General features: G+C 45.5%; 11 protein-coding genes and 1 pseudogene. 7 read left to right on the top strand and 5 right to left on the bottom strand.

Annotation, left to right across the window (positions count from 1 at the left end):
• The first annotated feature begins 898 nt into the window (after window positions 1-898).
• The 4 genes from ADH68_RS11335 to ADH68_RS11320 all read left to right on the top strand — a co-directional run bounded on the left by ADH68_RS11335 (window position 899) and on the right by ADH68_RS11320 (window position 5939).
• Entirely contained in the window at window positions 899-2098 is a 1200-nt protein-coding gene (locus ADH68_RS11335) for an AAA family ATPase (protein ID WP_068960720.1), read from the top strand.
• A gap of 3 nt (window positions 2099-2101) precedes the next feature.
• The gene (locus ADH68_RS11330; protein ID WP_068960721.1) at window positions 2102-2716 is read left to right on the top strand and encodes an RloB family protein; all 615 of its coding nucleotides are present in this window, start codon (window positions 2102-2104) and stop codon (window positions 2714-2716) included.
• Window positions 2717-3038: 322 nt separating this feature from the next.
• Window positions 3039-3968 (top strand): hypothetical protein, encoded by a 930-nt coding sequence (locus tag ADH68_RS11325; protein ID WP_068960722.1) that lies wholly within the window; start codon window positions 3039-3041, stop codon window positions 3966-3968.
• 846 nt (window positions 3969-4814) lie between these two features.
• Window positions 4815-5939 carry a site-specific integrase gene (locus ADH68_RS11320; protein WP_068960723.1) on the top strand — a complete coding sequence of 375 codons (1125 nt, stop codon included), beginning with the start codon at window positions 4815-4817 and terminating at the stop codon, window positions 5937-5939.
• 26 nt (window positions 5940-5965) lie between these two features.
• On the opposite strand, the gene ADH68_RS11315 is transcribed toward ADH68_RS11320, so the two are convergent.
• Window positions 5966-6430, bottom strand: coding sequence for a TMF family protein (locus tag ADH68_RS11315; RefSeq protein WP_016278655.1), 465 nt, complete (start codon window positions 6428-6430; stop codon window positions 5966-5968).
• A gap of 211 nt (window positions 6431-6641) precedes the next feature.
• Between ADH68_RS11315 and ADH68_RS11310 the strand changes: the two genes are divergently transcribed.
• From ADH68_RS11310 to istB, 3 genes and pseudogenes are all read left to right on the top strand, one after another.
• On the top strand, window positions 6642-6917 hold the full coding sequence (locus ADH68_RS11310) for an excisionase family DNA-binding protein (RefSeq protein WP_016278656.1): 276 nt from the start codon (window positions 6642-6644) through the stop codon (window positions 6915-6917).
• A gap of 187 nt (window positions 6918-7104) precedes the next feature.
• Window positions 7105-8706, top strand: coding sequence for an IS21 family transposase (istA, locus tag ADH68_RS11305; protein WP_068959738.1), 1602 nt, complete (start codon window positions 7105-7107; stop codon window positions 8704-8706).
• A gap of 37 nt (window positions 8707-8743) precedes the next feature.
• Window positions 8744-9525, top strand: a pseudogene (gene istB / locus ADH68_RS11300) (IS21-like element helper ATPase IstB).
• A 65-nt stretch (window positions 9526-9590) separates the two neighbouring features.
• Here istB and ADH68_RS11295 read toward each other — a convergent pair.
• The 4 genes from ADH68_RS11295 to ADH68_RS11280 form a co-directional block, all read right to left on the bottom strand.
• On the bottom strand, window positions 9591-10244 hold the full coding sequence (locus ADH68_RS11295) for a transposase (RefSeq protein WP_232321502.1): 654 nt from the start codon (window positions 10242-10244) through the stop codon (window positions 9591-9593).
• 98 nt (window positions 10245-10342) lie between these two features.
• Entirely contained in the window at window positions 10343-11341 is a 999-nt protein-coding gene (locus tag ADH68_RS11290; RefSeq protein ID WP_068960726.1) for an SNF2-related protein, read from the bottom strand.
• Window positions 11332-11751 (bottom strand): hypothetical protein, encoded by a 420-nt coding sequence (locus ADH68_RS11285; protein WP_068960727.1) that lies wholly within the window; start codon window positions 11749-11751, stop codon window positions 11332-11334. The genes ADH68_RS11290 and ADH68_RS11285 overlap by 10 nt, the downstream gene beginning before the upstream one ends.
• Window positions 11752-12774, bottom strand: a complete 1023-nt coding sequence (locus tag ADH68_RS11280; RefSeq protein ID WP_068960728.1) for a ParB N-terminal domain-containing protein — start codon at window positions 12772-12774, stop codon at window positions 11752-11754. It abuts the gene before it with no gap.
• Between the last annotated feature and the right edge of the window lie 6 nt (window positions 12775-12780).

Below are 12780 nucleotides of genomic sequence, written 5' to 3'. Positions count from 1 at the left end.
GCTGGTGATGGTGTGAAGCTCGAATTTCTAATATGTCGGTTATTTTGTGTCATAAGGCGATATTTTTTTATTTGATTTTCCGCTTAATGCGTCTAATCACTGTTTGAAGTATGTTCGCTCGTTTATTATCCCTGCGTGACGGGAAATAGCGGGCTGTTCGCCGACGGCAGGAAAATACTACCCGTAGGGCTGGAGATTTTTCTGACAGGCGGCAAAAGAATAGCCCGTTACCGGCACGTTATTCCATCACGAGCGAATATGCTTTCCAATAGATGATTGCATTATGCTGAAATTGCCGAATAAACATAGAGCCGAAGTTGCCTCTTTGGAGACACAGAATAACCGACATACGGAAATGTTTTTTCTAAAATCAGTTGAAGTGTTACCTACATGAAATTTGAAATGCCACACTCCCGGAAAGGCGAATGTATGTGACGGAATCAGGAAATGGAGGCATGCCGTAATGCACAGAGGCCGTCACAATCTTTCGCATCGTGGAGTGCTGACAACGGAAGAATGGCGCGACGGCTAAACGAAACGGGTAATGGAGCGGGCGTTAAGAATACGGAGTTGCAGATAAGCAAGAGCAGGATTGGCGAAGCTCCGGCTCCGGCGTTCAGCAACTCGGTGTTTAGCCCGCTCTCATTCTCAGGTAATGCGGTCGGCGGTAGAGCAGCCTCCGGCAAACGCCGCGGACGGCATTGCCATTACCAGACATTGCCTCGCTGTGCGATGACAAGCCCAGCCGTCGTACCTCTCTGGAGTTTATATTTCTGAAAATCGCATCTGAATAAAGCATTGACCGTATTTAGCCTTGATTTTCTTGGAAACACCAAAAATTATGGCTAATTTTGCAGTTGGCCTGCAATATGGGCTTGAATTTTAGGTATAATACAAAATGATACGCGAATTCTGGACTGAAAACTACCTGTCAATTCGGGAACGTCAAACGATGAACTTTGAGACGGACGGCGATGATGGAAACTGGATGAGTGCCGAAATCACAAAAGGTGTTCATCTTGGCCGTGTGGGAATAATATTCGGAGCCAACGCTTCGGGTAAATCGAATATGCTCAAAGCGATGCAGAACGCTTTTGAGCTTATGTTCATTGACCGTAAAGACCGAAATGAAAGGGTGCATTCTGAAATGCCTTTTGCTTTGACCAAGGATCAGCCGACAAAGATGTTCGTGTCTTTTTATGCCGACGGTGTCAGATATGATTACATGATTTTATATCTCGGAAGCCATATCATAAGGGAGGAATTGAATTACTATCCCAATAAGAGCAAGTCTCTGTTTTATGAACGCGAGTTTGTCGGCGAAGACAGACAATGCGAGATTAAATTTGGAACAAGCATTGGCATAAAGGCGAAGACGCTCCGGGTTCTGAAAGAGCATACTCTCAACAATCATTCGGTCCTCTCCACATATGGAAAAGTGTCCTTGCCGGAAGACGCATGTAAGATTGCGGCACTGTACAATTGGATTAAGTCCCATGTACATGGAGTCAACAATGACGGCGGAAGCCTCGTCTCTCTTCTGAAAGAGGTAAGTCAGAATGAGAAAAAGAAAGAATTCTTCATACAGATGTTGAAAAAGGCTGATTTCAATATTTCAAATTTCAGCGTCATATCGGATGGCGTTGAAAACCATGTGGAGTTTGTAAATACATCAGATGAAGGTAACTTCATGTTGCCTCTCTCCACACAGTCTGCCGGAACAATTAAATATCTGGTTGATCTTAACTATCTGTATAATGCCATAACCGGAGACCATATCTATATGCTTGACGAATTAGGCGAGGATTTGCATTATGATCTGCTACTGTATTATATTCAGGTCTTCCTTGCCAATTCGTGCCAATCGCAGTTGTTTTTCACAACACAGGAGATGACATTGCTTTCAGAAGATCAGTTTAATGAAAACCGTCAATCAGTGTGGTTCGTAGAGAAGTCATCTGAAACGGCGGCATCTGAATATACCCGCGCTGACAAACTCGGCCTCCGCAGGGAACACTCACTCTACAATTCCTATCGTATCGGTCGGTTTGGGTCAAAACCTGTGTTGGGTTCGCCGTTCATCTTAAATCAGAAATGAGCCATGCCAAAAGTAAGGAAACAAACCACTGTGATTATCGGCGAAGGCCCTACGGAGTTCTTCTATCTCAATTCATTGAAGGATGAGTTCCGCCAGTTACAGAGCATCAAACCGGACACTCCGAAGAATACGAGCCTGCGTGAATTGGAACGCTCGATTGAATCTGCAATAGCAATCGGATATGACAGGATTTTTTGTCTTATCGACATGGACAATAAGAAGAAAGACCCGACAAGTTGGGCAGCCTATTCTGAATTGAAACGGAAATATCATGGCAAGAAGGTCCACAATGAGAAAAAGGGGCTCAATTATGAAGTCCGTTTCTTTGAGACTGACCGCTGCACTGAACTGTTCTTCCTTTATTATTTCAGATATACGGGACAAAATTATGCCGATTCAAAAAGCATAGAGGACGAGCTTTGCCGGATATGTGGATATGAAAAAACTCAACGGTTTTTCAGGACACATCCATTGCATCAATATTTCCAGAAGAAAGGCGGTGATTGGGTAAGGGCGATTGAGAATGCCCTGAAATCTGAGAAATGCCTGATTGACGGAGAACGGGATTATACCTATTCCGAAATAGGCTCAATGTTCAAAGAGCTGGGAATTGTCTGATTTTGTCAGTATAGTATGAAGTGTGTTCGCTCGTCAACACCACGGCACGATGGGGAAAAAGCATGGCTATCACAATAACTTAATTTCGGCAATAAGCAAGGTTCTATTGCCGAAATTAAGGAGGAGCGTGTTATTCCGAATTAATTCATATACCTTGCAGTGTTCAATGACATTGAACACCACGGTGTATTATAACTGGGATTGATGTAAAATGTGTCCCTGTTAAAAAAATGAATCCTGATATATTTGTAAAATTAGATTATTCTCCGCAATTTTGCATTATTCTCCAACACTCGGAGAATAATGCAAAATATCGTAGAACATGAAGGAGATAACAATCGCCGGACAGCAGATAGAGCTTCGGAATCTATCCAAGCAAGACCAAAAAGGTCTGTGGCTTGAACTCATTGCAAATTTCAAGATGATGCAGTTTGATTTCAATGGGCAGGTTATGCTTTTGCTTGTGGCCAAAGGTGAAATGGATTATACCAATGTGCAGCGTCGTAAGATTTCGGAAAGAATTGAAAGCATCAAGCATATTCCGGCTGTATTTTACTTTGACAATTTATTGACTTATGAGCGTGACCGATTAGTGGAGCAAGGAGTGTATTTTATCGTAGCCGATAAATTTGCATTTGTGCCTACCTTGATTATCAACAGGCTGTCAACAAAAAGTGAGATTAAAGAATTGTTTTATCCGTCAACACAATATATTCTTTTTTATCATCTACAGATCGAGAGCCTTGACGGTTTGTCGCTTAAAGAGTTGGAGGATAAAGTACCTTATAAATATAAGACAATCGCCAAATCCATAAAGCAACTTGAAGCATTGGGATTGGTTAGTCTGGAAGGCAGCAGGAATAAGAAACTTGTGTTTGAACTGTCAGGGAAAGAACTTTGGGATAAGGCGTCAACCAATCTAATTGATCCAATCAAAAGCATAGAATACACATCAGATGTATTTCCCGAAGGAGATATTGGCGGAATCTCGGCTCTGTCGCATTACTCAATGCTCGTCCCGGAGGATGTCCCGACAAGAGTTTTGACTGCGGAGTGGGTGCGTGAACATAAATACTCCATACCCGAATTGCACTCTTTTGAAGATACACAGCGCATCGAGATATGGAAGTATCCGCCGTCAGGCACTTCCGGCTATGTGGATAAATTGTCATTGTTCCTGACATTGAAAGATGATAACGACCCACGGGTTGAGAAAGAAATTGCAATAATGATGAATAAAATAAAATGGTAGGAGGACTTGAAAAATTCAGGGAAGCGTTTGCCGACTTCTCTGACAACTTTGTGATTATCGGAGACACAGCCTGCGATGAAGTCCTTTCCGAACATCCCTCAAACGAGCACTGAGATTCCAAGAGAGACAAGATAATTGAGATTTGACAGCAGTATAACGGCTAATATGCTGATTCCGATTGCAGAAACTTTAACATTTAGGATAGCGTGTACATCGCGGAAAATGATTAAATTTGCACTATCGGATGAAAAATGACGAAGAACATTGAAACACTGTCGTGTGCGTAACGTGTACACCACAGGAAGAGCAATGCCAACAACTTGATTATCAATGCAAAGCATAAGATTCGCCAACCCCAGGCGGATCACAGAAGGGTCACAATTATGTGGCCCTTTTTTCATGCCTGTAAGTGACTGATGTGCAAGTGTTAGCAATTTTATAAAATCTTGATTTAGAAAGATTTAGCACAAACAATAATTCCTGCCGATAGCCAAAGTTAGCATTTGTTAGTTCGGAATTAGCACATTATCTTTGGTACAAATTTCGTGGATGTACCACAAAAAAGTACCACAAATGTACCAGCTTTTCCATCAAATATCAGCCATTGTCTCCTGCCCCGGTCTTGCCATAGCGACCGGAGCCTGTTCAGAGTGCCAACTCTCTGATATTTGCTATTTTGTGCTAAATGTTTCCAAAAGATTCGGGGCGTGCAACAGCCTCGTTGCCGTATGCGTTGGAATGGTATGTGGTACACGTGTGGTACATTTCCCGGAATTTGTGGTACACGCTTTTTCGTGTACCACATCACGAGAAATTTTAATGTATCATTCTTAAAATCTTTTACTTATGGCAGGAATACCACAGATTAAGATTGTTTTCGACCGCCGCAAGAAGGCATCGGCCGTCAACCCCGGCACCGTTGAGATTGAGGTGTCGTACAACCGTGAGCGCGTCCGTCTCTCCACCGGCGTCGCTGTCCTAAAACAGCAGTGGAGCGGCAAGGAGGTAGTCAACCACCCTCAGGCCGACCATCTGAACGAACAGATACGCCGTGTCTATGACGGTATCCATGAGAAGATGTCGTCCATAGCTTCGACAAAGGGCGAATACGACCTGTCGCTTCTCAAAAAGGTCAAGAAAACAAAGTTGCAGGGTTCGTCGGCAAGTTTCCTCGACTGGCTGGAGGAACGTATCGACATGCGCCCTGTCACGGAGTCAACACGCAAGCAGCACAAGGTCATGCTCAACTGCCTGCGCGACTTCGGGCTGATACGCTTTTTCAGCGACCTCACCCCGAAGAATATCAGACTATGGGACGATTTCATACGCAAGCGTGTGACAGCCCAGGCATCGGTTCACGGCTATCACAAACGCCTCAAACCCTATATCGTGGAGGCGATACAGTTTGAGAAGCTGGAGTCCAACCCATACGACGGCATGAGGATTTCGCGTGGAAAATCGGAGGGCATAAAATTCCTTACCGAAGAGGAACGTGATCGCGTGGAAGCCCTTGAACTCTACGGCATGACCGAGAAAGTGCGCGATATGTTTATCTTCTCATGCTACACAGGGCTGGCGTACTCCGACCTTGTGAAGATCAAGAAGTCGGACGTGTTCAGGCAGGGCGAGGACTACTGCATACGAGACAAGCGTATGAAAACCGGTATGCCCTATACGATTGTGCTGTTGCCTAAGGCGATAGCCATATTGAAAAAGTACAACTACAACCTCAATCTGATGAGCAACCAGAAATGCAACGACCAGTTGAAGATAATCGCCAACCTTGCCAGTCTGCACATCAACCTGACAATGCACGTAGGCCGCCACACGTTTGCAACGTGGGCGTTGACAAAAGGCGTGGGTATCGAGACTGTGAGCAAGATGCTCGCCCACTCCAACGTGGCAATGACCGAGAAATACGCCCATGTGCTTCAGACGAGCGTCATACAGGGCTTCGGTAAACTTAAATAATCTCTACCTTAACATGGGTGCAGCCGTCACTTCTTCCGGGAGGTGGCGGCTTTCTCTTTTGCAGACAGTTCAGAGCGTAGCCGTTCTATCTCCTTCGCCTGTTCATCAATCCTCTTTTCCAGACGTTCAAGCCGGTTATTCATCGGCCCCATGAAGGCCGTCATGTTCTTTATGATCTCAGCCATGTCAGCGAGGATATATGAGAAGCGGTCCATCTGCGGCGGCTCCGGATCCGCTTCCGGCTGTCGTGGAACTGTCTCCTGTATCATGTTCCCATTCCCGTTCCATATCCAATCGAAACTCAGGGGCTGGTATATGCTGCACAGGCTTTTGACAAAGCGTTCCGTCACTTTGGATTTGCCGGTTATCACCTGTGACACGACACTGGGATTGTAGCCCATCTTTTCCGCAATGACACGGTTGGAGTTGAACAGCCTGTTGTCTTTCAGCCATTCCATCGCCTGTCTCACCCTATTTCTTATGTTGTCCATAAACTCATGTTTATATTTTATAATAAATTTGATTAGGTATTTCCAATAATAACACTTCAAACAATCATTTAGTACAATTAGTTTGTTAGTGTTAATGCAACTACCTAATTTAGATTAATTATTTCTAATTGCAAAGATAATCATTTTTCTAAACATAGCTAATGGTTGCTAAAAGAAAAAATGTCAAACAGCTTATAAAACGGATACGACTATGAGTGAAGACAGACGCATAACAATGAGGCTCACAAGGATTGAGAACACCCTTGAAGAGATAAAGCGGAACATCACCGCACCGGTGCCTCCCGACAGAAAGATAACCGTGCGTGAGGCGGCGGAGATCATGCACTGTTCAGACCAGCGTGTACGCGACGCGATACATGACGGCTCCCTGAAAGCGGAGCGTAACGGGCGGCGTTTTTTCCTCTCTCTTTACGATGTGAGGGAGCGTGCCGGATACGCAACACTTGAAAAAAAACGGCAGACCTGATTCATTTAATCTTAAAGGACGAAATTATGACTACACAACAGATCAAAGAGATTGACTCCAAGTGTCTTAACGTGCATCTAACATTTGAAAAGGGACCCAGGTAGAGCAATTGAAAAGGGACCCACCCCATGGGTAAGTTCAACCGGATATCGTTGATTAGAAAGAACGACATCAACGATTCCACAAAATGCTACACATGGAGGAAAAAACATCCATTATTCTGTCTCATCGCCGCGAGGGGATGAGCATCCGCGAGATAGCGCGCCGCAACGGCATGAGCCGCAAGACCGTGCGCAAGTATCTGCGCGAGTTCGAGAGAGAGGCCGGCCCGTCACCGACAGAGCGGGAGGTTGACGATTATCTGCTGACCAGGCCGAAGTATGACAGCAGCGGACGCGTCAGGCGTGTTGTGACCGATGATGTCCGCCGTCGCATCGATGGTTTTATCGCCCGCAACCGGGAGAACGTCGCTGCCGGATTGCACAAGCAGCAGATGCGCAAGCTCGATATGTGGCGACGTCTTCAGGACGATGGCGTGCGTATCGCCTATTCCACAGTATGTCAGTATGTCCGTGCGCTGGAGGCAGCGCCGAAGTCGCAAGAAAAGCCTGCAAAGGCATATATCCGTCAGGACTATGAGCCTGGATTCCGTTGCGAGTTCGACTGGGGCGTGCTTACCCTGTGGATCGGTGGAGTCAGGACTCGCCTTCACATGGCGGTATTCACCCTCGACCACAGCAATATGCGCAAGGCATATCTGTTTTCGCGCGAAGATACCCTGGCTCTTATGGAAGCCCACCGCAACTGCTTCCGGGAGTTGGGGGGCACCCCGCGCGTGATGGCCTATGACAACATGCGTACCGCCGTAAAGAAGTTCCTCGGGCGCGACCGCGAGCACACGGATGCGCTGCTGCGCATGGAGGTACACTACTGTTTCACACCCCATTTCTGCAACCCTCGCTCGGGATGGGAAAAAGGCAAGGTGGAACGTTCGGTGGAATATATCCGGCGTCGTGCATTCTCGTTCGAGGTCCGGTTTGACTCCCTGGATGCCGCGCAGACGCATCTGGCGGCAGTCTGCGACAGGCTCAACACAGAGGCGTCCAACATGTCGGCGGAAGAAAAACGCCTGCGCATACAGGCCGATCTGGCGGCGCTACGTCCGTTGGACCACGGTGACATCGGCTGCTTCGAGCAGCGGCTGTACCGCGTCGGAAAGTATTCAACGATAACCGTTGACGGAGTGCACTACTCTGTGCCCGACCGTCTGGTGGGCTCGCAGGTGGCGGTAAAGCTGTATTCCGAGCGCATCGTGGTGCTTTACGGACGCGACAAGGTGGCCAATCATGCCCGAAGCCGACGCTCCGGCGACTGGGTCATCGACCTGATGCATTATCTGGGTACATTCCTGCGCAAACCGGCCGCTCTGGGGCGGTCTGTGGCTCTGCAACAGGTACATCCGTCGGTGGCGGCGCTTTACCGCGAACACTTCCGCGAGTCTCCGCGAAGCTTCATAGAACTGCTTGTGTTCACCCGCGACAACAATCTGGCATACACTGACATCGTCCGTGCCGCCACAAGTCTTTCGTCCCGCGGGCTCCAGCGCCTCTCATCTGAACAGATACAGGCTCAGATGATCTCGGCGGAAGGACATATGCAGTCAACCGCCGATATCGCGGCAACGAACGTTCCCGACCCGCAACAGGCTGAAATAGAAAGTTCGGCAAGCCATACCCTTGACATGCTTTCATCATTTATGGAATATACCCGCGCATCGCAGGCAGACTGAATACCCCCCCAAAAAACAACCAATACACTGAATGACAATGACAGACATACATGAAACAGACCGTGACGGACTTCGGGAGCTCATTCGCTCATGCGCTTTCGACCTTAAACTCCCGCTTGTGCGGCGCGACATCGACCTGCTTATACAGCAGAGCGCCGACGAACAATGGAACCTATGGCGGTTTACAGCCGAACTGCTCCGGCGCGAAAAAGAGAACCGCTCTGAAAACCAGCGCCGTCACCGCATCAAAAACGCAGGGTTCCCGCAACTTCGCTATCTTAACGAAATCGACACCGACGCTCTGCCCGCCGATGCCCGGAAAGCGCTCCCGACACTCGAGACACTCGACTTCATCAAAAACGGACGCAACCTCATTCTATACGGCAATCCCGGAACAGGCAAGACTCATCTGGCGACAGCTCTCGGTATCGCCGCATGTAATGCCGGACACTCGGTGCTGTTCACATCCGTGCCAAGACTGCTCACGCAGATACGCGAGTGCCGCAACGCTTTGACACTCCGGTCGCTGGAAAACAAGTTCGAGAGATACGACATGGTCATCTGTGATGAGTTCGGATACGTCCCTGCGACAAGGCCGGCGCAGAGATGTTCTTTAACCATCTCTCCCTCCGCACCGACAAGAAGACGACCGTCGTCACAACCAATCTCGCCTTCAACCGCTGGAACGAGATTATTGACGACAAAGTACTGGTCACCGCAATGGTAGACCGCCTGACCCACAAGGCTATACTGCTTAACATGACAGGCAAATCATACCGCATGAAAGAAACTCAGGAAATGATGACTCAACAAATATAATTATCTTTGCATCCCCATCCCGGGTGGTCCCCTTTTCAAATGCTATCCGGGTCCCTTTTCAAATGTTAGATACAGCTGTGTTTGCGATGCTTGGCATAGGTGAGTCTGGCGCGGTCAATATCACGATACTTGTTGCGCGGCAGCCGTTCCTTCAGCGCCTTACAGGTCTTTGCAATTAGAGATTGAAGCCACTCGCAGCATTCCCACAACAGTTTTACATCTGTCGGGAACCGCAGATGGCTCTCGTAGCAGGTGGCATCGGTCAGACACAAATCCTTGTTTCTCAGCGAGCCGCCCCATTTGCCATACAGGATTTTCTGCAGTTCTCTGATGTCCAGAACTCCGGCTATGCGCTGACGGATAGCACTGACTATCTTGCCGTTCTTTATGGGCTTGGCGGGATCTATGAGCACCCCGCAGAACATCTGCATGTGTATGTTGCCGTTGAGCATCTCGATCAGGCCGTCATCCGATTGTCCGGTATATGGTTTGAGGAACATCAGCGCCACCTCTCCCTCCGGCGGGAACATCGGCGTGTTGCCTTGAGGATGCGTTTTGGGAAAATGCGAGCGGATTTTCTCTGCCAGCTCCTTCAATGGCAGTTGCGCATGGATGCGCCCGAGCTCGCTTACGGCAAAACTCTCGCGATATTTTTGCATAAAATCGAACTCGGTAAACGGCAACGTGGCCGTAATCTCAGATATTTTCCGTAACTTCACGAACATTTATTTTTAAGAATTACCCCCGAATAAGCCCGTGATGGGTTCATCGGGGGTTCTTTGTAAAGTTACAAAATATCTATAACTCTGCCAAATAATCAGTTAGCCATTAACTGAATATCCCTAATTAGTTCTTCTAACTTTTTTTGTTTAGCAGAAGTGTATGTATATGAGTCGTCTAATAGTGCCGGATTAGAGGTAATTTGAACTAACCTAAGAAGCCTCTTTATAGCCTCCGGGGATTCATCGAGAATTGTTTCATCTCCTTTTACTACTGAAATCTGCATTTCTTCGCAAAGCGATTCATACATATTCCGTTGTCGATCCTCAAATGGTACTAATATAGTATGATAATTCTTTTTGGGGAGTGTAATGATTCCACTGTTCTTTGTCTCACGAACAGTGAAATTCCGAATTTTAGAAAATATGCTTGAAACACTTTTTTCAAATGTGACAGCTTTATTCTTATCAGAATCCAAATCATTAGTCAAGTCACAGTTAGTTCTGAAAGCGTTAAAATCAGAGCCAAGGCTTTTACCCATATCAAGAAAGTATATTTGTGCCCAAATATCATAAGGACGATTTGCAATGGGAGTACCAGTCATTATAATACGATGTGAAAAGTACGGTGACAACTCAAAAAAATCTTTGGTAAGTTTTGCCTCCGGGTTTTTAATCTTGGTAGATTCGTCAATTATAATTGCCACGTTACGAGTCTGGAGAAACAATTTCATTCGCTCCTTTTCACTACTTATAGTCTCGAAATTAGTAACAATCACACGAACAGGGCTATTAAATATATAGTAGTTATCGCTTTTTTTGGAACTTAGAATTTCAGGAGTTAACGTAGTGTGATTTTGGAATTCAGTTATCCAATTCAGGACTAAGGTTTTTTTTGTTACAATAATTACGGTGTCAACCGAATTATTGAGCCAATATAATAGTATATCAATAGCAATTTTAGTTTTACCAAGTCCTTGTTCATGAAAGATTGCACCATATTCAAGATCTTTTATGGCGTCAACGGCCTCCTTTTGATACTTGAAAGCCTCAAAGGTAACAGTAGAATCGAATATGCAATCGTAATTTATAGACATAGTATTTCGTTCCGTTGCATATCATTAATAAGATGAAAGAAAATTCCACATTCAGGTATCTTCTCCATTTTACGATTTACATAGTTGTAAAGCGTATTGCAAGAAAGGAATGGCACACTTAGGATAATATGCTTTTCGCCTGGGAAAAGTAATACTTCCTCAATGTACGAAGATAATTGCCTGTCTGTATGTGGAGTTAATAAATCCGCATCGGTCTTAGCTTCTCCAATAATAATTTTATCACGGTCTCTGTAGAAAACATCAGGATAGTAACCACCTACAATTCGAGTTGTACGAGTATTAAAATCAGTCAAATCGGCTTCAACTAAATCAAGACAGCAACCGGGTATAGTCTCCAAATAGGAAACTATACATTTTACGAGATTTTTATGTTGTCTTGATTCTGCCATTTAGATTGAATGGATGCTTTGAAGAAGTAATTTGAGTTGGCCGTCTAATGATTGAAGTTGGTAAAGCCTGTCAACTGCTTCGATTGAGTCTTGAGCTGCCAAACTTTTTATTTCCTCAAGTGATGGTTCTCCCGAAAAAATTTTTCTATAAAGGTGAGCCGCGAGAACGTAGTAAGGATATTTACTCAGGTCAGCGGTGTCAAGTTCCGCCGCATTTAATACTTTTTCCGCCTCACCTAAATTAGTCCGCAAGAATTTCGCTTTAGCTTCCGGGTGCGATAAAACCTTTGGCAAGATACGCACTCTTTGAGCGGTATCAATATTACCTTCCACAACCCATTCAGCGAATTTAGAAAGGTCATATCCGGCTCTGATCATTGCGTGTTGAACGGTTGATGACTGAAATTCATAGAACTTTGAGAACTCTCTGACCTCAGGACGCCGGTTTCTTTTAGTTTTAACATATGGATGATAATAAGAAACCATATATTTATAGGCAGCAATACTTCGTTCTATTTCAGTTTTGCCACCACCGCAAAGAGAGATTATTAGTTTAAGGGGCATATGCTCCACTTCGCTTAACTCATAGAGATATTTCGCTTTGGAAAATGGATCCCAAGCGCGAGGCCCAACCAAATGCGATTGTAGTCTGATTTCATGTTTCTTCTCGGACGAAAGATTTTCATATACAATCGCAGGAATAGTGTCCCAAGAGCCATTAGTATCATCACGTTTGAAATCTTTATAGATCTGCAAGCGAGTATTTCCTTCGATTGCAACATAGCTACCATCAGATTCTAAAGATACAATTATGGGGTGAATTATACCACCGCATTTCTTAATTGAATCTCGAAGAGATGTAAATGAGGTTGTTGCCTCGGCAGAAGAATTAGAAGAGAGAGCCAATGCAATATGGACAGCCGTAATCGTTTCACGGTTGTATGTCTCAAGATAATTCTTAATCCGAGGATTATTAATATCTAATTGGATTTTATCAATATCTAAATTCTCGTGTCTTGGCATATGTAA

Origin of the sequence: Muribaculum intestinale (assembly GCF_002201515.1) — a bacterium.
Taxonomy (GTDB): domain Bacteria; phylum Bacteroidota; class Bacteroidia; order Bacteroidales; family Muribaculaceae; genus Muribaculum; species Muribaculum intestinale.
The sequence above is the reverse complement of the archived record's forward strand: the minus strand, read 5'-3'. Positions and strand labels throughout refer to the sequence as shown.